The 19,468-nt window shown below is 53.0% G+C and carries 20 protein-coding genes; 11 read left to right on the forward strand and 9 right to left on the reverse strand.

Annotation, left to right across the window (positions count from 1 at the left end):
• Nucleotides 1-19: 19 nt before the first annotated feature.
• From AY555_RS07665 to purE, 4 genes are read right to left on the reverse strand one after another with little or no spacing between them, the layout of a single operon-like run.
• Nucleotides 20-439, reverse strand: a complete 420-nt coding sequence (locus AY555_RS07665) for a hypothetical protein (RefSeq protein ID WP_066135319.1) — start codon at nucleotides 437-439, stop codon at nucleotides 20-22.
• 4 nt (nucleotides 440-443) lie between these two features.
• A complete protein-coding gene (locus tag AY555_RS07670; protein WP_245176907.1) occupies nucleotides 444-1,073 on the reverse strand; it encodes a DedA family protein in 630 nt (209 codons plus the stop codon).
• A 57-nt stretch (nucleotides 1,074-1,130) separates the two neighbouring features.
• Nucleotides 1,131-2,237 carry a 5-(carboxyamino)imidazole ribonucleotide synthase gene (locus AY555_RS07675; protein WP_066135321.1) on the reverse strand — a complete coding sequence of 369 codons (1,107 nt, stop codon included), beginning with the start codon at nucleotides 2,235-2,237 and terminating at the stop codon, nucleotides 1,131-1,133.
• Between the two features lies 1 nt (nucleotide 2,238).
• Entirely contained in the window at nucleotides 2,239-2,760 is a 522-nt protein-coding gene (gene purE / locus AY555_RS07680) for a 5-(carboxyamino)imidazole ribonucleotide mutase (protein ID WP_066135323.1), read from the reverse strand.
• A gap of 186 nt (nucleotides 2,761-2,946) precedes the next feature.
• Between purE and AY555_RS07685 the strand changes: the two genes are divergently transcribed.
• A complete protein-coding gene (locus AY555_RS07685) occupies nucleotides 2,947-3,708 on the forward strand; it encodes a diguanylate cyclase domain-containing protein (RefSeq protein WP_066135325.1) in 762 nt (253 codons plus the stop codon).
• A gap of 10 nt (nucleotides 3,709-3,718) precedes the next feature.
• Here AY555_RS07685 and AY555_RS11575 read toward each other — a convergent pair whose 3' ends face one another.
• On the reverse strand, nucleotides 3,719-3,928 hold the full coding sequence (locus AY555_RS11575; protein WP_082811928.1) for a YdcH family protein: 210 nt from the start codon (nucleotides 3,926-3,928) through the stop codon (nucleotides 3,719-3,721).
• Nucleotides 3,929-4,041: 113 nt separating this feature from the next.
• On the opposite strand from AY555_RS11575, the gene AY555_RS07695 reads away from it, so the two are divergent.
• Nucleotides 4,042-5,163 (forward strand): ATP-dependent 6-phosphofructokinase, encoded by a 1,122-nt coding sequence (locus tag AY555_RS07695; protein WP_066135329.1) that lies wholly within the window; start codon nucleotides 4,042-4,044, stop codon nucleotides 5,161-5,163.
• Here AY555_RS07695 and AY555_RS07700 read toward each other — a convergent pair.
• The gene (locus AY555_RS07700; RefSeq protein WP_066135331.1) at nucleotides 5,138-5,749 is read right to left on the reverse strand and encodes a UbiX family flavin prenyltransferase; all 612 of its coding nucleotides are present in this window, start codon (nucleotides 5,747-5,749) and stop codon (nucleotides 5,138-5,140) included. The genes AY555_RS07695 and AY555_RS07700 overlap by 26 nt on opposite strands.
• A 153-nt stretch (nucleotides 5,750-5,902) precedes the next feature.
• On the opposite strand from AY555_RS07700, the gene AY555_RS11580 reads away from it, so the two are divergent.
• The 3 genes from AY555_RS11580 (at nucleotide 5,903) to AY555_RS07710 (ending at nucleotide 6,955) form a co-directional block, all read left to right on the forward strand.
• The gene (locus AY555_RS11580) at nucleotides 5,903-6,076 is read left to right on the forward strand and encodes a YdcH family protein (protein WP_082811929.1); all 174 of its coding nucleotides are present in this window, start codon (nucleotides 5,903-5,905) and stop codon (nucleotides 6,074-6,076) included.
• Between the two features lie 211 nt (nucleotides 6,077-6,287).
• Entirely contained in the window at nucleotides 6,288-6,611 is a 324-nt protein-coding gene (locus tag AY555_RS07705; protein WP_066135333.1) for a peptidylprolyl isomerase, read from the forward strand.
• The gene (locus AY555_RS07710) at nucleotides 6,611-6,955 is read left to right on the forward strand and encodes a DUF1491 family protein (protein WP_066135335.1); all 345 of its coding nucleotides are present in this window, start codon (nucleotides 6,611-6,613) and stop codon (nucleotides 6,953-6,955) included. The genes AY555_RS07705 and AY555_RS07710 overlap by 1 nt, the downstream gene beginning before the upstream one ends.
• Here the strand turns inward: AY555_RS07710 and AY555_RS07715 are convergent, their stop codons facing one another.
• The gene (locus AY555_RS07715) at nucleotides 6,956-7,423 is read right to left on the reverse strand and encodes a bacteriohemerythrin (RefSeq protein ID WP_082811931.1); all 468 of its coding nucleotides are present in this window, start codon (nucleotides 7,421-7,423) and stop codon (nucleotides 6,956-6,958) included.
• 532 nt (nucleotides 7,424-7,955) lie between these two features.
• Between AY555_RS07715 and AY555_RS07720 the strand changes: the two genes are divergently transcribed.
• Entirely contained in the window at nucleotides 7,956-8,360 is a 405-nt protein-coding gene (locus tag AY555_RS07720; protein WP_066135340.1) for a GcrA family cell cycle regulator, read from the forward strand.
• Between the two features lie 61 nt (nucleotides 8,361-8,421).
• Here the strand turns inward: AY555_RS07720 and AY555_RS07725 are convergent, their stop codons facing one another.
• Nucleotides 8,422-9,618, reverse strand: coding sequence for a 3-phenylpropionate MFS transporter (locus tag AY555_RS07725; RefSeq protein ID WP_066135342.1), 1,197 nt, complete (start codon nucleotides 9,616-9,618; stop codon nucleotides 8,422-8,424).
• 363 nt (nucleotides 9,619-9,981) lie between these two features.
• Here AY555_RS07725 and proS point away from each other — a divergent pair, with 363 nt between their 5' ends.
• From proS to AY555_RS07745, 4 genes are all read left to right on the forward strand, one after another.
• Nucleotides 9,982-11,298 (forward strand): proline--tRNA ligase, encoded by a 1,317-nt coding sequence (proS, locus tag AY555_RS07730; protein WP_066135343.1) that lies wholly within the window; start codon nucleotides 9,982-9,984, stop codon nucleotides 11,296-11,298.
• A 49-nt stretch (nucleotides 11,299-11,347) separates the two neighbouring features.
• Entirely contained in the window at nucleotides 11,348-12,595 is a 1,248-nt protein-coding gene (locus AY555_RS07735; protein WP_066135345.1) for a lipoprotein-releasing ABC transporter permease subunit, read from the forward strand.
• A complete protein-coding gene (locus AY555_RS07740; protein WP_066135347.1) occupies nucleotides 12,588-13,292 on the forward strand; it encodes an ABC transporter ATP-binding protein in 705 nt (234 codons plus the stop codon). The genes AY555_RS07735 and AY555_RS07740 overlap by 8 nt, the downstream gene beginning before the upstream one ends.
• 166 nt (nucleotides 13,293-13,458) lie before the next feature.
• Nucleotides 13,459-14,388, forward strand: coding sequence for an EndoU domain-containing protein (locus AY555_RS07745; protein ID WP_167798715.1), 930 nt, complete (start codon nucleotides 13,459-13,461; stop codon nucleotides 14,386-14,388).
• A gap of 12 nt (nucleotides 14,389-14,400) precedes the next feature.
• Here AY555_RS07745 and AY555_RS07750 read toward each other — a convergent pair whose 3' ends face one another.
• Nucleotides 14,401-15,753 (reverse strand): anaerobic C4-dicarboxylate transporter, encoded by a 1,353-nt coding sequence (locus tag AY555_RS07750; protein WP_209315764.1) that lies wholly within the window; start codon nucleotides 15,751-15,753, stop codon nucleotides 14,401-14,403.
• Nucleotides 15,754-15,907: 154 nt separating this feature from the next.
• On the opposite strand from AY555_RS07750, the gene dnaE reads away from it, so the two are divergent.
• Nucleotides 15,908-19,384 (forward strand): DNA polymerase III subunit alpha, encoded by a 3,477-nt coding sequence (gene dnaE, locus AY555_RS07755; protein WP_066136793.1) that lies wholly within the window; start codon nucleotides 15,908-15,910, stop codon nucleotides 19,382-19,384.
• The last annotated feature ends 84 nt before the right edge of the window (nucleotides 19,385-19,468 follow it).

A 19,468-nucleotide genomic window follows, 5' to 3' on the forward strand; every position in this document is an offset into this window, starting at 1 on the left:
GCCCTTAGGTTTTTTTATGTCAAGAGGTTTCGAGGTTTTGCCGCTTGTTTTGGTTCTCTTCTTTGTAGTGCGGTTTGCTTGCTGATATTTCTTTCTCGACAATCTTCCGGAAGCCTTCGGCGCATTGCCGAAGAACCCTGGGTGACGTGTCGCGCTCCAGCATGGAAAGGAGCGTCAGTCCTTGTAACTCTATAGCCCTGTTGATTTTTTGGTATTCGCAGGCTGCTTGGTATGACTGATGCCCCAGTGCGCTTCCTTCTTCCCGCATGTGTGAAATCAGTCGGTCAACAATAGATTCCGACAGACGGGTAAAGCGTGCTGTATCAGAACGGCCAAGTGCATCATCCAACTGGAATACAAGGTTGAGCAGATCGCCATGATCTGTTTCCGGACTCCACCCCTCATGTGGACAGCTTTGTTTTTCATTACTGGAAAACATTGTTTCACCCAGTCCGTGGTGTGTTGGAGCCGTCTGTCTCTGTCAGTTCCGGCTCTTCGATTGCATCTGTCGAAGCCTGAGCTTTCTTCTTATTGATCAAGCCACGCAGAAATGAATAAACGCCAAAGACAAGAGCAACCGCTGCCACACCGATCAGAACCTTCATCTGGTGTTCCCCAAAGAACCGTTCAAGAGCCTTGCTGGAGAAATAACCAATCGACGTGAAGGCCATGGCCCATATCGATGCGGCAATGAAGTTCAGGCACATGAAGCGGATGCGCGGGACACCGGCCATGGCAATCACAAACGGACTGACATTTCTGACGCCATAGATGAAACGAAAGCTGAGAATGAAAAGAGTTTCATGTTTGCGTACAAGCCGGAAAGCCCATTCTGTCTTGCCCCGCAGTGATGGTCGCCGGTCCAAGAGTGGCGTGCCGTAATAACGGCCTATCGTATAGTAGAACTGATCTCCGAGGAAACTACCGCACAAGGCGGTCAGTGCAACCAGCTCCGCATTCATGATTCCTTGTTGGGCTGCTGCACCGGCAAGAATAACAATGCTCTCACCTTCCAGAAAGGTCACAACAAGAATGGCCAGATACCCCCATTCCCTCAGTAACTCCTCTATCACAACCGGTTTCCCCCTTGCGGGGCGATGCGTCCAGACCAGGTTGTTGCGGGCACGTTCTCATCCTTCCAGAAAATTGATGTGTCCCATCTTGCGACCGGGACGTGGCGACGCCTTTCCATAAAGGTGGAGGCGGGCGAGGGGGTTTTCAAGAATCATCGGCCAGTTGGTCACATCGTGGCCAAGCACATTCTTCATCGTAACGGCGCAGCGTCTGCGCGTATCTCCCAAGGGGAGACCGCATACGGCACGTATGGCCTGCTCAAACTGGTCCGTGTAGCTGCCGTCCATAGTCCAGTGTCCGGAGTTATGGGGGCGGGGCGCCATTTCATTGACCAGAATTCTGTCGTCATGGGTTACAAAAAACTCAAGAGCCAGTAAGCCTGTTAGATCCAATCTCTTTGCGGCTTCATGTGCAATGCGCAGGGCTTCGGCGGTAACGATCTCAGACACGGGCGCGGGTACCGAAGACGTATCGAGAATGTGGTTGCGGTGCTCGTTCCAAGCAAGATCCCAAGAGGCAGTTTCCCCATTCCTTCCCCGTGCAATCAGGATGGATGCCTCTCCCCTGAATGCAACAAAGCCTTCAAGAATGGCACAGTCTGTTTTCAAGGTATCCCAAGCTTTGGCAAGCTCAGCCTGCGTTTCGACCCGAATCTGTCCTTTGCCATCGTAACCAAGGCGGTTGGTTTTAAGGATAGCCGGGGTTCCCGTGACCTCAGCGGCATGCATCAGATCATTGTCAGAAAAGACAGGTGCCCACGGCGCGGTTTGGGCAAAAGCGGAGAAGAATGTCTTCTCCTTTATTCTGTCCTGTGCCGTTTCCAAGACAGGGCGGCTAGGATGGACCCGTGTGCGCTGCGACAAAAAGTCAAGGCAATCAAGGGGTATATTTTCAAACTCTAGGGTAATGACATCAACTTGGTCCGCAAATGCGGCCAAGTGATCCCGGCTGTCCCACGGAGCAACCGTGGTCTTAGCACTGACCGTCGAAGCCGGGCTGTCATGATCCGGTGTATAGATATGGCACGCATACCCCATACGGGCCGCTGCCAGAGACAGCATACGCCCCAATTGACCACCTCCAAGAATACCAATGACAGAGCCGGGAGGAACGGGAGGGGTGTTATCTCTTTCTCTTGCCGTGGTCGATGGTGTGAGGGGCATGTCAGCTTTCCTGGTTGACCGGATACTCTTGTACACCGGAGCTTTGACGCTCCCGGAATGTGTCTAGCGCGTTTGCTATGGTCGGATCATTGAGGGCAAGGACAGATGCGGCCAGAAGAGCTGCGTTGATGGCACCTGCCTTCCCGATAGCCAATGTCCCGACCGGAATGCCGGCCGGCATTTGTACAATCGACAGCAGGCTGTCCATTCCCTTGAGATTTTTGCTTTCAATGGGGACCCCGAAAACAGGAAGCGGGGTCAATGCAGCGCACATACCGGGAAGATGGGCGGCTCCACCTGCTCCCGCAATAATCACACGCAGGCCACGGTGCCGGGCCGACGTTGCGTAATGATAGAGCCTGTCTGGTGTCCGGTGGGCTGATACAATCCGCGTTTCTGCGGCAATGCCAAGATCCTGCAACAGGTCAGCTGCATGGCGCATGGTTTCCCAGTCGGACTGGCTTCCCATGATAATCCCTGCAACCGGATTCGAGAGAGGAGTACCCTGTGTGCCGTTCATCATGGCCTCTTTGCATTTATGCGGGGCTTTCAGCCGGGAAGAGGCGGCATTATAGGGAGCTAACAGGAGCTTGCAAGCGAATGCAGCAGGATAAATTCCGTTGGTATTGTCGAGAAAGCGTGCCGGTGCTGAACTAACGGCTTTTTACTGATAGAATGGGAATATCTTCGGTATGGTGCGGGGGCGTATATGGCTGGAGTTAAAGGGACGGGATCCGTCGATCCTTCGCATTGGAGGAAAGGGGCAGGCGGTGGTCGTCATTTCCGGCACGGGAAGAATCCCCTTCTGGCCTACGAAGAGGGGGGGGTGCCCCATCCACCGGTTATAGACCCCGTTGATGTTTTGGGCATTGATCTTGTCCATATCCATCCTTCTGCCCGTGATGCTCTGGAGCGTGCTGTCGCGGAAATCGCCGTTCTGCGTGGAGACCTCGAGAAAGGGCGCAGACGTCAGGAGTGGCTGGAGACAAGGATCTTCCAAGATCCGTGGACAGGTATTGACAACATGCGGGCCTTGCACAGGGCTATGGAGCATATCTTGTCATTGCCACCTGAGAGTCATGTCGGTGGGATTTTTGCGCTTTTCTGGCTTGAGAACCATGACTGGATTCATGAGAACTATGGGCTGGATGGTTTGCACCTAGCGATGGAGACCATGGCCCAATCAGTATCCGATCTTGTTCAGGAAACAGATGTGGTGACGACAGTCGGTGGGGCTGGGCTTGGGCTGCTTTCCTTTCCAGCTCGTGAGCCGGAAGCATCACGGGCCATTGCCGCCATTGAAGCAAGGCTTGATGGGATGGATGTTCCGCGCGGGGGCAGCCATTTTCCCTTGCGGGTTTGCTCGGGCATGCATCCTGTCTTTCCGGGTGATGAGCCGGAGACAATCCTGCGGGAGACAGACTCAGGGCTGAGAGTGCGTATGGCGCTGCGTGGCACCAAGAAGGCATAAAAGTTTCTGCTCAAGCGATGATGTCGGGTACCAAGGTACTTTCCACCCTAGATATCTCATCCTTGAGAAGAAGTTTCCGTTTCTTCAGGCGAACAATCTGAAGCTGATTGCTCTGGCCATCATCGCCAAGTCGACTTATAATTTCGTCAAGATCGCGATGCTCAACCCGGAGCTCGGCGAGGCGGGACAGAACCTGTTCCCTCTCTTCATCATCAATCATCGTCGGCAGGACACCATAAAATGTTGGATTGATTTGATACTAGCAGAAAATTTGTGGAAGGGGTATGGCTGCTTTTGTGCAGTATACCGATAGAGTTAAGGGGTAGGTGTATTATGTCTGTCAATCGTGCAATCGGCATTATGACAAGCGGCGGTGATTGTGCCGGTCTCAACGCTGTGGTGCGTGCCGTTGCCTGCGCAGCGCATGAACAGTACGGCTGGAAGGTATATGGTATTCTCGATGGAACTTCGGGTCTGATTACGCGTCCTTTGCGGTATGTCGAGCTTGGCGGCAGCGCCATGGATTCATCCTGCCTGAGGTCTGGCGGTACCTTTCTGGGCACTACCAGCAAAGGAGATCCTCTGCAGTTTCCTATGCCAGATGGATCATACCGTGATTTCTCGCCAGAGTTCGCCGAGGGTGCCAAAATGCTCGGCCTAGATGCCGTTGTTGTGGTGGGTGGTGATGGATCCATGCGCATTACGTCCGAGCTCTGTCGTCGTGCCGGACTGGGGATGGTCGGAATCCCGAAAACAATCGATAACGATGTGCACGGTACAGACTATGCTGTTGGCTTTGCCACAGCTGTAGATGTTGCCACGGAAGCATTGGACCGGCTGCATTCCACAGCAGCATCCCATCACCGGGCCATGATTCTGGAGGTTATGGGGCGTGACGCCGGCTATATAGCCATGACGGCAGGGATCGCCGGTGGTGCTGATATTATCTTGGTACCTGAGTTGCCTTATACCTTGGAAGAGGTATCGCACAAGATCCGTGCTGTTCTGGACACCGGGAGAAGCCACGTTGTTATCGTTGTAGCCGAGGGTGTGCGGCGTGAAGACGGTCAGAGTGCTGTTATAACTTATTCCGGCGGTGAAAAGCGTTATGGCGGCATAGGACATTATCTTGCTGACCGGATTGCCGGTATGGCAGGCATTGAAACCCGTCCCATCGTTCTGGGCCATTTGCAGCGTGGCGGTATCCCCTCTGCCCGTGATCGCCTTATTGCTTCTGCTTTCGGCACCGCGGCGGTCGATCTTGTCGCGGAGGGGGCTTGGGGGCGTATGGTGGCATGGAAGAGCGGGACTGTTACATCCGTTCCATTGGAAGATGTGACAACTGGGGCGCGGTTACTTGCTGCCGATGATGTCCTTGTGTGTACTGCAAAAGCATTGGGAATATATACGGGCGGATCCGCGCCTTTTCTCAAGGTGTCGTCTGCCGCATCGTAGGGCGCGGTTCCGGTCCTACATCTTTCCCCCAGCGTGGGACTGTTGGTATTTCAATGTCAAAAAGATCTAGGACACGACCTACGCCCTGTTCCACCATGTCTTCCAGACTCTGCGGTCTTGTATAGAAAGCTGGTGCGGGGGGCGCGATAATTCCCCCCATCTCGGTTACAGTAGCCATGTTACGGATGTGCCCAAGGTGCAGGGGGGTTTCCCGGAGCATCAGAACTAGGCGCCGCCGTTCCTTGAGGGTGACATCCGCTGCCCTTGTCAGCAGGTTGTTTCCGGCGCACGTGGCGATTTCTGCCAGGCAACGGGCAGAACAGGGCGCCACAATCATTCCCATGGTTCGGAAGGAACCTGAGGATACAGCAGCTGCTAGGTCATCAATTCGGTAGTGTACGGTTGCCAGACTCTGAACGTCCGTGATCTTTAGGTTCGATTCGTATGCCAGTGTAATTTCGGCCGCCCGGCTCATGACCAGATGGGTCTCTATGCCGACAGTTTCCAACATACGCAGTAGCTTGACGCCGTATATGACCCCGGTAGCACCACTGATGCCAACCACCATGCGAGGTTTGTCCGTCATTTTAATCTCCGGGAGTCTGTTGAATGGGCAGTTCAAGAGAAAGTGATGAAAACTTTTGGTGTAACAAGGCGTTGTGAATTTCTATGGCCTTTGTGGCCGGGCAGGCGTAAAATCTAGCGTGTTTCTTACCAGCAGGAAAAGGGAGAAGCTACGATGAGTGTCGATGCCCGGGTTGAGTCCCTCCGGATGAAGCATGCGGAACTTGAAGCTGTCCTGCAGGTGGAGAGCCGAAGGCCGGTCCCGGATCCTGAATTTGTCAGTGATATCAAGCGCAGGAAGTTGCGTCTGAAAGATGAGATCGCGCGAATGGCCGCTCACTTACATTAATCGCGTATTGTGGCTTCAGCTTTCTGTCTTATGTGAGATGGTAAAGTCTATCGTTCGTAGCCCTGCCGGATCCTCCGGTGGGGCTTTTTTTGTTGTCAAGATGTTTTTCTGAATTTGGGTTCAAGATTGAGGTCCCGTTGCCCCCTTGTCTTGACATGTGCTTGGATGTGTTGTCTCTTCCCCTTCTTGCAATAGAGAGGTCTTGAGTCATATGAGTACATCTGTTCGCGCTTCCCATATTCTGTTAATGCACGCAGATGCCCCGGATACGGCCTCAAAAAGATCAAAAGCTGCTGCTCTAGAAGCAGTAATCCGTTTGCGTGACAAGATCCGTAGCGGAGATGTGCAGTTCGCTGAGGCTGCTAGGATTGTGTCAGAGTGCCCTTCGTCGGAAGAGGGCGGTGATCTTGGCTCCTTCTCTCCCGGTATGATGGTTCCAGAATTTGACAAGGCTGTCTTTGCGTTGTCCGTTGGTGACATGTCCGACGTAGTCGAGACAGCGTTTGGATATCATCTGATTTTACGTACGGCTTGATGGACAGGGATGTTCGCCTGCGGACCCGTATACGGGTCCAAGCCTTGCTACGTCAATGCCAGTCCCGGGGCGTTTTTGCTGCGGTTGTCGTATCCGGTGATCCGGATGCCGGTGCTGTTCTTGTAAAGGTGAACACGTTGGGGAATGGGTGCTGGGTTCTGTCCCAGATCCGTCTTCCTGACGGTCGTCCCGCTTGGATGCGTGGTACGGGTGAGCAAGCTGTTACCGAGCAGGAGGCCGATGCCTATATCGCACGTCAACGGGGCTATGACGATGATCTGTGGGTTGTTGAGGTGGAAGACCGTAAAGGATGGCATCCCTTGATTGATGAAGTGCTTTTATAATTATGATTCCGGGGTGGATTGATTCCCATCATTTCCAGAGCCCGCCTTCCGTCGATTGACCAAGGCTTCAATTGCTGGCTTGAATTTCTGATCATCACCCAAGATATGGCGTATAAGCCAATCAGACAAAAAGTCAGATAGTTTGAGAGCTGAACGACGATCTGCTTTGCCTTCTAGGGTTGTTTGCAGTTCAGAGAGACGCTCGCGCCACTTGTTGTGAGCTTCTATGTGTTCATCCAGCCCTTCATAGCGGGCCATACGCAGCACTCTTTCTTCAGCGGCGAAATGGTAATCTGTGTAGGCGGCCAGCTCGACCATAATGTCCCGAATTGTTTCTGCCGGGCTCCCCGCTTTCAGAGCTGTATTCAGTTCTTTCAGCATGCTTATGAGGCGCTTGTGGTCTTCATCCAGAGCCTCGGAGCCTACGCTCATTTTTTCAGTCCACTCAAGCACGTCGCGGAATTCCATTTATGTTAGAGCCAAGAAAATTTTGCCATGTAAGGCTTTCTTCGTCAGCTGCGAGCAGGGAAGGGGCCGAAAATTGGAATATTTCAGACATATTAGTTTCTGTGGGTTTGGCCCTTGTTCTTTTGGTTGCTCTGTATTGATAATTATTCTCCTTTTCATGTTGCGTTTTGCTCTTTGGATTCGCTCTCATGTAGTGTTTGTCGGGAATTAAAAACCTTATGATGGTACTGATAATTACAGGATCATCTAAGTTCGTGTTTCTTTATGTCTTTCTTTCTGTGTTCGGATTTTTTCGACTTTACATGAAACGCTTGGCATGAGATGTATCCGCGATGCAACATGGCGTGTCCCTCCTTTTTGTGAGGCTATGTTGTCTTTCTTGGACGTTTCCTCCCTAAACTTGGGCCGTACTTCGTGTGCGGCCTTTTTTTCGGGATTATCTGGCCTTCATTTGCTGCTACAATAAGAGCCTCAGCTGTTGTTCAAAGAAGTGACAGCTGCTTGTCATCGGTTATGTGGGAGCAAGGGGTATATGGTCTGGACTGATGAACGGATCGAGGAGCTGAAGGCTCTTTGGGCTGAGGGTCTGACAACGGGGGAAATTGGCAAGCGGTTGGGCGTGTCCAAGAACGCCGTTGTCGGTAAGGCGCACCGGTTGGGTTTGCAGGGTCGACCCTCCCCTATCAAGAGAGAGCAGAAACCGCGTCAAGATGCTCCTGCTTCCAGAAAAAAAGAGACGGATTCCAAAATTCGCTCGGTTGTTGATCTATCTGTTCATACGTGTCGGTGGCCTATTGGTGATCCCCGCGAGCCTGGTTTCCATTTCTGTGGGGCACCATCTCTTCCGAACAAGCCTTACTGCGCTGAGCATGCCTCTGTTGCCTATGTTAGCTCGGGTGGGAAGTCCTCGCCGTCTAGGGATGAGAGTGCTGCCTGATTGTAATAGGTATAGAAATAAAAAAGCCCCCGATACGGGGGCTTTTCGTTGGGTAATTTTCTCAGGCAGCCTCTTCCCTAAACTCTTGTTTCTTCTGCTTCACGGTTTCTGGCTGATGCCGTGTGAAGGCGAGAAATGCTGCCGAAACAAGCGCGAAGACCGACAAGCCAGCCATTGCAAAGTAAGCCCATCCCTCCAAGAGTTCATAGAGTCGTCCGGCAACAATCATAAGAATTCCGGATCCCAGTCCAACGGCAACGGCCGAGTACACGGTTTGTGCGCGAGCAATCAATCCTGATCGCGTGTTTGCGGTAATATAGTGCATTGCTGCCAAGTGCGCGGCACCAAAGGTAAAGGCATGGAGTACTTGCAGCAGGACGAGAACAGGCAGAGCTGTCGTAACGGCCATCAGTGGCCAGCGAATAACTCCTGCAATACCAGCAGAGACCATCAGAATGGCAGGGTCCATCCGGCGTACAAAGCGTGCAGATGCAGCAAACAGGACAATCTCGGCCAGTACGCCCACGGCCCACAGCCCACCGATCACACCGCTTTCCACGCCTTGGCTTGTCCAGTGCAGTGTGCCAAAAGCATAGTAAACAGCATGGCTTCCCTGTGCGCACGCAGCGAAAACAAGGAAGACAAGGAAGCGGTGGTCTTTCAGAAGGCCGCTCCAAGGCTCCCGCTCTGTATTGCTGTCGGTGCTGGGCGAGTCGGGGGAGAACCACGTTGCGGCAAGGGTAATGCCAAGACCCCCTAGGAACAGCCAGAGGATAATTTCGTTATTGGGAGTGTAATCCAGTATCTTTCCAACCAGATAGGCTGCAACCATAAAGCTAATCGATCCCCAGAGGCGAACGCGGCCATAGTCGATCTTGCCGCGTGTGGCGTGCCCCATGCTGATCGTTTCTGCAACCGGCGTAATCCCAGAAAACAGGGATCCGCCCAGTATGCCAATGACCAAAAGTCCCCAGAAGCCATCGAAGCCTAGGTAGAAAAGCGAGATAATCAAGGATGCGGCAGCCAAGAACCGCATCATGCCGATACGATTACCGCGTGTATCTATGATTGTGCCGATTGTTGGATTGGTAACAGCCTTGGCCCAGTAGAGGGCACCGGAGAGAATGCCGATTTCCCATGGCCCCATGCCCCGGCTCTCAAGCCAGACGGGCCAAAAGGGCAGCTGAATGCCATTAACGATAAAAATGGCCCCATACAGGCACGCAAGGCGAATAAATTCAGGAGAGATGCGGGTCATGACCTTGTCTCAGAAGGGCGTGGAGGTGCGCGGATCCTGCCGGGCCTGCTGCAAAATGGCAACAGAAAACACCAATGGTTATGGCAAGTTTATTGCGAACAAACGCTTCTTCTCATGTGTTCTTTTTCTATAACAAGGCCTTAAAGAAAGGGTTGCAGGGCTCTTTGGGTGTGATCTGCTGGGTGTTTTGCCTGATATTCAGGAACCTGTGCGTGCTTCTGTCCCGTCCCGCGTATGGGTTTTGAGTTATGACGTTAAAAGTCTTCCTTTTGTGCAGAACGCCATTGGAAAAAGTACATACCCCTGTCATAAAGTCAGCCACATGACCTCGTTTACCTTCTTGTCCTCAGGAATTCTCCGCTTATGCGCCTGTCTCGCTATTTTCTTCCTGTCCTCAAGGAAACGCCCGCTGAAGCCCAGATTGTTTCCCATCGTTTAATGTTGCGCGCTGGGTTGGTTCGTCAGCACGCTGCTGGGATATATAACTGGCTTCCTCTGGGGCATCGCGTTTTGCGGAAAGTGGAACAGATTGTCCGCGAGGAACAGGATCGTGCGGGTGCGATCGAGATGTTGATGCCGACCGTACAGACGGCGGATGTGTGGCGGGAATCTGGTCGCTATGACGACTATGGTCGCGAAATGCTGCGCATTGTTGATCGCCATGATCGGGAAATGCTGTATGGTCCAACGCATGAGGAAGTGATCACGGATGTTTTCCGCTCCATGGTCCGTTCCTACAAGGATTTGCCGAAGACCCTGTATCAAATCCAGTGGAAGTTTCGTGATGAGGTTCGCCCGCGTTTTGGCGTCATGCGCGGCCGTGAATTCTTGATGAAAGATGCCTATTCTTTTGATCTTGATGAAGCGGCAGCCCGCCGTGCCTATAACCGCATGTTCGTTGCCTATCTCAGGACCTTCGATCGGCTGGGTGTTCGCGCCATACCCATGCGGGCCGCGACGGGGCCAATTGGCGGTAACCTCAGTCATGAATTCCTGATTTTGGCCGATACAGGCGAAAGCGGTGTTTTCGTGCACAGGGATCTCTTGAACATGCAAATCCCGGATGCTGTTGACTTTGATGGTGATCTCCAGCCTTTGGTCGACAGCTGGACTGGTCCTTATGCTGCAACAGATGAAATGCATGCCCCGGCGCTGGAAGCCAGCTTGGGTGAGAACTTGGTTTCGGCACGCGGGATAGAGGTCGGGCATATCTTCTACTTTGGCACCAAGTATTCTGCCCCTATGGGATGCCGCGTTGCCGGGCCGGATGGGCAGGATATTGTCCTGCACATGGGGTCCTATGGTATCGGTGTTTCCCGCCTTGTCGGTGCCATCATTGAATCCAGCCATGATGAAAATGGCATCATCTGGCCAGAGAGCGTTGCGCCTTTCCGTGTTGCTCTGATTAATATCAAGCCCGGTGATCCTTCTGTTGATGCGGTGGCCGATGCTCTATACGCTGACTTGCGGAATGCTGGGGTCGATGTGTTGTATGATGATCGGGCTGATGAACGTGCTGGTGCCAAGTTTGCGACGGCTGATCTGATCGGCTTGCCGTGGCACGTGACCGTTGGTCCCAAAGGTGTTGCCGCTGGTTATGTCGAGCTGAAATGCCGCCGTACCGGCGAAAAGAGGGATGTGTCCGTAGAGTCCGTGCTGTCACATTTGACGTCTGTCTGAAGCGCAGCCGCTGTCTGTTGTGATGCCATGCAGGGGATAGGTTTGCAGCATGATCTTTGATGCCTTCGAGCGAATGGTTGCCCTGCGTTACCTGAGAGCGCGGCGGAAGGAGGGGTTCGTCTCTGTCATTGCCGGCTTCTCCCTGCTTGGTATTGCCCTTGGCGTTGCAACCTTGATTATCGTCATGGCCGTCATGAATGGCTTCCGGCACGAGTTGCTGGGGCGTATTCTTGGTTTGAATGGCCATGTTGTTATCTCGTCCTCACGCGGGAATCTGGATGCATACGGTCCGTATGTAGAGCGTTTGCGCACTATTCCCGGCGTGACTTCGGCCAGCCCGGTTGTAGAGGGGCAGGTTATGGTCAGCGCCAAGGGGGCGAGCAGGGGGGGCATGGTGCGCGGCATGATGGAGGCTGATCTCGGCAAGCGACCAGTTCTGTCTGGAAGCCTGATTGATGGGAACCTTGATCACTTTGATGAGTCTAGCTCTATCCTGATCGGGTCACGTATGGCGCGCCATTTCGGTGTGGAGGTTGGTGATAGTCTGACCCTTGTTTCTCCCAAGGGTGCTGTCACGGCGTTCGGGACAGTACCGCGTATGCGTGCCTATCGTATTGCAGCTATCTTTGATGTTGGCATGCACGAATATGACAGTGCATTCATTTATATGCCAATGGCGGCCGCGCAGGCTTATTTCCAGATGTCGGGACAGGTTAGTCAGATCGAGATTATGACGGGTGATCCGGATAATCTGGATACGATTATTGATGAAGCCTATCAGATCCTTGGGCGTGGTTACTATGTCGCCGACTGGACCCGCAGCAATGCAAGCCTTTTTAACGCCTTGCAGGTAGAGAGAAACGTAATGTTTCTTATTCTAACCCTTATTATCATTGTTGCGGCCTTCAACATTATTTCTGGTCTGATCATGCTGGTCAAAGACAAGGGGCGCGATATTGCGATATTGCGAACGATGGGCGCGACGCGTGGTTCAGTCATGAGAATATTTTTTCTGGCGGGGGCCAGTGTTGGCGTGTGCGGTACGGTATCTGGATTGGTGCTTGGGGTTTTGTTCTGTGAAAACATAGAATTAATTCGTCAGGGGCTGCAATCTTTGACAGGGACAGACCTTTTCTCTGCTGAAGTTTACTTCCTTTCAAAAATGCCGGCAAAGATGGAGTGGTCGGAAGTTATCCGTGTTACGGCCATGGCGATTGCCTTGTCTCTTGGCGCGACTCTCTATCCCAGTTGGCGGGCTGCCCGCCTGGATCCTGTAGAGGCTCTGCGCTATGAGTGAGAATCTGGACAAGCAGAAGCCAGCACTTGCGCTGTCTGGGGTGTCGCGCTGTTTTGTGCAGGGCGGGGAGCGTCTGGACGTGCTGTCCGATATCAATCTTGAGGTTGAGGCGGGTGAGATCGTTGCCTTGGTCGGACCATCAGGTGCAGGAAAGTCGACGCTGTTGCAGATCGCCGGTCTTCTGGAGCGCCCCGATCAAGGCATCGTTTCTATTGGTGGCCAGAATACTGATGGGCTTGATGATGACAGGCGAACGGCGTTAAGGCGTCGACACTTGGGGTTTGTGTATCAGTATCATCACCTTCTTCCGGAATTTTCAGCTGTCGAGAATATTATTATTCCCCAGATGATAGCAGGCGTGTCGCGTCAACAAGCTCGTGTTCGGGCCATGGATCTGTTGACGTCCATGGGGCTGCAAGCCCGTGCCCAGCATCGACCAGGGCAGCTATCAGGTGGTGAGCAGCAGCGTGTTGCGATTTGCAGGGCGTTGGCTAACGCTCCGGCATTGCTTCTGGCTGATGAGCCAACGGGGAACCTTGATCCGGAAACCGCAGAGAAGGTTTTTTCCCAGCTATTGACGTTGGTACGTGAAGAGAGGCTTTCAGCCTTGATTGCCACACATAACATTGATCTGGCCGCGCGTATGGACCGGACTATCACAGTGCGCAGCCGGATGCTTGCCTGCTCCCCGACATGATCTTGAATTGCTAGATTTCCATTAATCTTCTATTTGAGATGGATCTTTGTGTCAGATTGTATTTCTGTGAGGATCCATAATGCGTTGTGTATCGTCAGTGTCATTCTTGGTTTTTTGTTTGTGGTGTGTCTTTTCCTGTCAGTCTGTGGCTGCTTCTTCAGGTGTTTTGATAGCATCCGGTCCATGTGAGGCCTATTCCAGCAAGAAGACCCTGTCCAATCCTGATAATGTGCGCTTGGTTCCTTCCCGTGAGTATCCTGCCCGTTCTTATGAGCGTGGTGAGGATGCATGGGTCCGGGTCCGGGTTGATGGGGCATCGCCCAAAGACCGTTGGGTTCGTGCTGATTGCGGCCAAGTGCGCATAGCGGCTTTTGGGCGGTCTGAGTTTCAGCCATTCTTTGATGAGCAGACTGCTTCTATTGATGATCCTGTTCCCTTGGCACCAGAGCTTGATGCCTTTGACCGTGGGGTTCTGGCTTTGTGTGGCAACTGGGGTTCCCAACCAAGAGCGGAGGACTTTGCGGTTACCCTTCTTTCGGTTTTTCCTGAGGAAGCCAATGCCTTGTATACCGCGCTGGATGGTACAATTCTGACCCGCCATGCTGACGTAGCTGGATTTGTCAATGAACTGACAGACGTATGGTTCCGTCAGAATGGTTTCACTCATGTTTTTTGTGGTGAACCGCGTTCCCGTACGTTGGGTGGTATGCATTTTGAAGGGCGTTATCTTCAGGCTCAAAGAGCGGGCTGGGCTGGTCTTGCTGACGGAGTAACCCAGTGTTCCAAGCAAGAGATAGAGCCGCCTGTTTATACGGTTGGTGTCTCTTATGCTCGCCCTGATGGCACTGTGGGGCGTGCGTGCCCCAAAGGCTATGGGCTTGGGCAGCGGGCGCGGGATATTCTGAGGGAAGGAACCGTGGCGTTGAAGCAGATTCTCCCCCGTACGCAGAACAGAAAAGACAACATTGCCTGCTTGACAGATAACGGGGGGAAAGCATTCCGTCAGGTGTTTGTTGCACGCGGTCAGTCTGTTGTCACTTTGTATCCTGATGCTTCTCCAGATCCCGGCATGGTATCCTGTTCCCAAGATCCGTGAGGTGGTGAGACTTTAGAGTGTAAGAGAAGCCACGATCCACCCCGCAACGGTTGCCCCCCATACACCGATCAGTCCCGGCATCATGAAACTGTGATTGAGAAGATACTTTCCAATACGAGTGGTGCCGGTTCGATCCATGTTGATGGCTGCCAAGTCACTGGGATAGAACGCAAAAAAGAAATAAGCGTAACATGCGGGTATGACACCAACAAGGACAGGCATGGGCACGCCCAAGGTCAGACCAAAGGGAATCATGATCGCCAGTGTTGCGGCTTGGCTTTTTACAAATATCGAAACGGCAAACAAGGCAAAGGCAAAGGTCAAGGGGGCATACTCTACCATTTGGCGGACTGTGTTGATGAGTAGCTCTTCGTTGTCACTTACAAAAGTGTCGCTCATCCACGCAATGCCAAATATGGACACGACGGCAATCATTCCTGCATTAAAGACCCCGCTTCGGGCGATATCGGTAGCCTTGACGTTACTGTAAAGCATGATCAAGGCACCGTAAGCCAGCATGACAATCTGTACGATGGTTGTCATGGGTACCGCTTTGCCGTTGGTCATGGGAAGCCATTGCGGATTTAAGGCCAGCATGACGATGGTCAAGATCCCGCTAAAGAAGAGGGTAACAGAGATTTTAGCGGAAGCTGGCAGCGTTTTGTCGAGGGTTGTTATGCTGGTTCCAAGGCGTTCCCTGAATTCAGGGTCGTCCAGCCGTGCTTGATAATCCGGATCCTTATCTAGGTCCAAGCCACGATTGAGGCTCCACAGGCAGGCCAATCCAAGGCCGAACAGTCCTGCGGGGACGGTCACGATCAGCAGATCAACAAGTCCTATGGCCCCGGGTGTGTCATGGGTAATCGCAAGAAAAGTGGTTACAGCTGCGGCAACCGGACTGGCGGTAATGCCCATTTGCGATGCAACGCTGGAGATCGCCATGGGCCGTTCCGGCCTTACCCCGGTTCTCAGAGATACGTCAGCAATAACGGGCAGCAGTGAATAGATGGCATGTCCACTGCCAACACAGACCGTCAGGGTAAACGAGCAAAAAGGGGCAATAAGCGTGACATGCTTCGGGTGAGCCCTGAGAAGTCGTTCTGCCTGTTGGACCAGCCAGTCCAGTCCACCAGCAGCTTGTAGGGTTGCGGATGCTGTAACAACGGCAAGAATGATCAGCATGACGGTCACAGGTGGTTTGGCTGGAACAGCACCAAATCCGAAGCATAGAACGGCAACACCCAAGCCGCCGATCAAACCTAGGGAGACTCCCCCCCGCCGGATACCGATCAGGATTGCCCCCAGAACCAGAGCAAATTCCATCCAGAAAACAAGCATATATGCCTCGCAAGCCCTATCAGGCATTTTATCATCATGTCGAGAAAGAATGAATGTACGCTAATACCATCATTCTTTTTCCGCAATTTATTTATGGGAAATTGTGTATGTGGCCTCGTCTCTGCCTATCCTTTCGTCAGGTCTGGCGATTCCTGCCGTGTTCTGGCATCTTGGGCGGACTATGCAGAATGCCTTTGTTCATCTCCGCCTTCACACGCCCTATTCCATGTCCGAAGGGGCGATACCGATCAAAACGCTTGGCAAAACATGTCGCGAACGCGGCATGCCGGCCGTTGCCATTACTGATACCCGCAACCTGTTCGGTGGGCTGGAGTTTTCGGTAACCTTGGCTGCCGATGGCGTGCAACCGATTGTCGGATGCCAGGTTGCCGTGGAACGTGCTGGGGATGCTGAATCCCAGCGGGGCCGGCGGGATATGGTGCCCGACCAATTTGATGATCTTGTTCTGTTATGTCAGGATGCTCTTGGTTACAGCAATCTTATCGCGCTGATTTCTCATGCATTCATGGCCGCAGAGAGTGGTGAGGTGCCAAAGATACGTCGCGCGGATCTGGAAGCCCGAAGCAAAGGATTGTTGTGTCTGACAGGAGGGGTTGCCGGGCCGGTTGGCTATCGGGTCCTTAATGGTGGGCCACAAGCTGCTGAGACTGAGTTGCAGTGGCTTGCGTCGGTTTTCCCCGGGCGGCTCTATATGGAAATACAGCGCCATGATACCCCTGAAGAAAACAGAACCGAGCCTGTCTTTATTGATCTTGCCTATAAGCACGGGATTCCTCTTGTCGCCACGAACGATTGTTATTTCCCGGATCGTGAGTTATTCGAGGCTCATGATGTCTTGATTTGTATGTCGCAGAAGCTGACGGTTTCTGCGACCGAGCGGCGGCGGTTGACACCAGAGCATTACCTGAAATCGGCTGCCGAAATGCGGGAACTTTTTCAGGATCTGCCAGAGGCCATTGACAATACCCTGACGATTGCCCGCCGCTGTGCGGTGATGGTGGAGAAGCGCAAGCCAATCCTGCCGCGTTCGACGCGTGCTGTGGATAGTTCAGAAGAAGATGTGTTGCGCCAGATGGCCCGTGAAGGGTTGGAAAAGCGCCTGCCTGTTCATGTTTACACGCCGGGCATGACAGAGGACGAAAAAGCGAAGGTTGCTGCGCCCTACTATCAGAGGCTTGCGTTCGAGCTGGATGTGATTATCCAGATGGGATTCCCCGGCTATTTTATCATTGTTGCTGATTTCATCCAGTGGGCGAAAGATAACGATGTACCCGTTGGTCCGGGGCGTGGTTCCGGTGCTGGTTCCTTGGTCGCATGGGCGCTTACCATCACGGACCTTGACCCCCTCCGCTTCCAGCTTCTCTTTGAACGCTTCCTGAATCCGGAACGCATTTCAATGCCGGACTTCGATATCGATTTTTGTCAGGAGCGGCGTGGGGAGGTCATTGAATATGTTCAGAAAGCATACGGACGTGACCGCGTTGCACAAATTATAACTTTTGGAAAGCTGCAGGCTAGGGCTGTGTTGCGGTCTGTTGGTCGTGTTCTGGAAATGCCCTTGGGTTACGTTGACCGTATCTGCAAGCTGGTGCCCAACAACCCGGCTAATCCTGTTAGCTTGCAGGAAGCCATTGTTCAGGAACCGCAGCTGCAGGCCCTGCGTGACAGTGACCCCCAAGTTGCCCAGTTGCTGTCTATTGGTCAGCGTCTGGAGGGACTTTATTCACACGCATCAACCCATGCGGCCGGTGTGGTGATTGGTGATCGTCCTCTCGACCAGTTAGTGCCGATGTACCGAGACCCCGGGTCGGACATGCCGGTAACCCAGTTCAATATGAAGTGGGTTGAATCGGCAGGGCTTGTAAAGTTTGACTTTCTTGGCCTGAAAACGCTGACCGTACTGCAGAAGGCAGTCAACCTGTTGCGTGAGAGGGGGATACAGATCGATCTATCCTCACTGCCTCTGGATGATCAGAAAACCTATGACATGCTTGGCCGTGGAGAAGCCGCAGGTGTGTTTCAGCTGGAATCCCAAGGAATGCGAGACGTCCTGACACGGATGAAACCCGACTGCCTAGAAGATATTATCGCGGTTGTTGCCCTGTATCGGCCGGGTCCGATGGATAATATTCCTTCCTACATTGCCCGCAAGCAGGGTACCGAGCCGATTGACTATATGCACCCAAGCTTGGAGTCGATCCTGAAGGAAACATACGGGATCATGATCTACCAAGAGCAGGTCATGCAGGCAGCCCAGGTTCTGGCCGGCTATTCTCTTGGCAGTGCTGACCTTCTGCGTCGGGCCATGGGGAAAAAGATCAAGGAGGAAATGGACCAGCAGCGCGCCATGTTTGTGCAGGGGTGTGCGGAGAATGGCATTGCCTCCGGTCAGGCTTCCGGGATTTTTGATACTATCGCCAAATTTGCCGGTTATGGGTTCAATAAGTCCCACGCCGCAGCCTATGCGTATGTAGCCTATCAGACAGCGTACATGAAAGCCAACTACCCGGTTGAATTCATGGCCGCAATCATGACGTATGATATGCATAATACAGATAAGCTGGCCTCTTTCAGGGGGGAGCTCCAACGTTTGGGTATTCCGCTTCTACCGCCTGATATCAATGCCTCTGATGTTCAGTTCAGTGTCGAATTTGGCGATCCCAACCCACAGGGGGCGGTACGTTATGCGCTGGCTGCGGTCCGCAATGTGGGCGAGGCTGCCATGCAGGGGTTGGTGACGGAACGCAGAAGTCGCGGTGCTTTTCGTTCCGTACAGGATTTTGCCGGGCGTATGGACAGCCGCGCTATCAACAAGAGGTTGCTTGAGAGTTTGGTCAGGGCAGGGGCTTTTGATTGCCTAGAGCCGTCCCGTGCACGTCTTTTTGCCGGTATAGAGCTTCTTTTGCGTCATGCTCAAGTCGCTGCAGAGGCTCGTGCCTCATCCCAAGTCAGCCTGTTTGGTCCTGCGGATACAGTTCCGCGCTTTGATTTGCCTGCAGGGCAAGAGTGGTCCAGGACAGATATTCTGAATGAAGAACGAGCTGCCATTGGCTTTTTCCTATCGGCGCATCCTCTAGATGCCTACAAGACAACCTTAGAGCGGCTTGATGCTGTTCCTTCTTCTGACCTTGTGATGTATTTGCGGAATGGAGGGCAAACGCCGGTACGTATGGCCGCCATTGTCGGAGGGCGTAAGGAAAAAACCGGGCGTAATGGTTCCCGCTATGCCTTTGTCAGCCTGTCGGATGCGGGTGGCGGGTACGAAGCCATGTTTTTTTCTGAGATTCTGTCATCCAGTAGAGATCTTCTGGACTCCGGCAAGCCGCTTCTCCTGAGTGTGGATGCCCGGCTGGATGGCGATCAGGTCAGGTTGTCCGTCCAGCACGTTGAAAGCTTAGATAATGCCGTTTCTAGGGCAACCAAGAAAATCATGGTTGTTTTTGATGTTCCATCCTGCCTTGGCAAGGTGCGCCAGATTGTTGATGCTGACGCCAAGGGGCATGGCCGGGTTGTTTTGGTGGCCAGAACGCGATCTCAGGAGGTTGAGATGCCCCTCCGCCAAGGATTTGCTTTGTCTGGCCATACCATTGGTGCCCTGAAGGATATTCCTGGGGTCCTAGAGGTGCGGGAAATCTAGGCTTGGACCGCCAAGCCATGATATCCAAGCTTGCAATTCATGGCCCGGCACGATAAACAACCAGCCTTGTGAAAAACTACACAC

The sequence above is a fragment of the Haematospirillum jordaniae genome (genome assembly GCF_001611975.1).
Taxonomy (GTDB): domain Bacteria; phylum Pseudomonadota; class Alphaproteobacteria; order Rhodospirillales; family Rhodospirillaceae; genus Haematospirillum; species Haematospirillum jordaniae.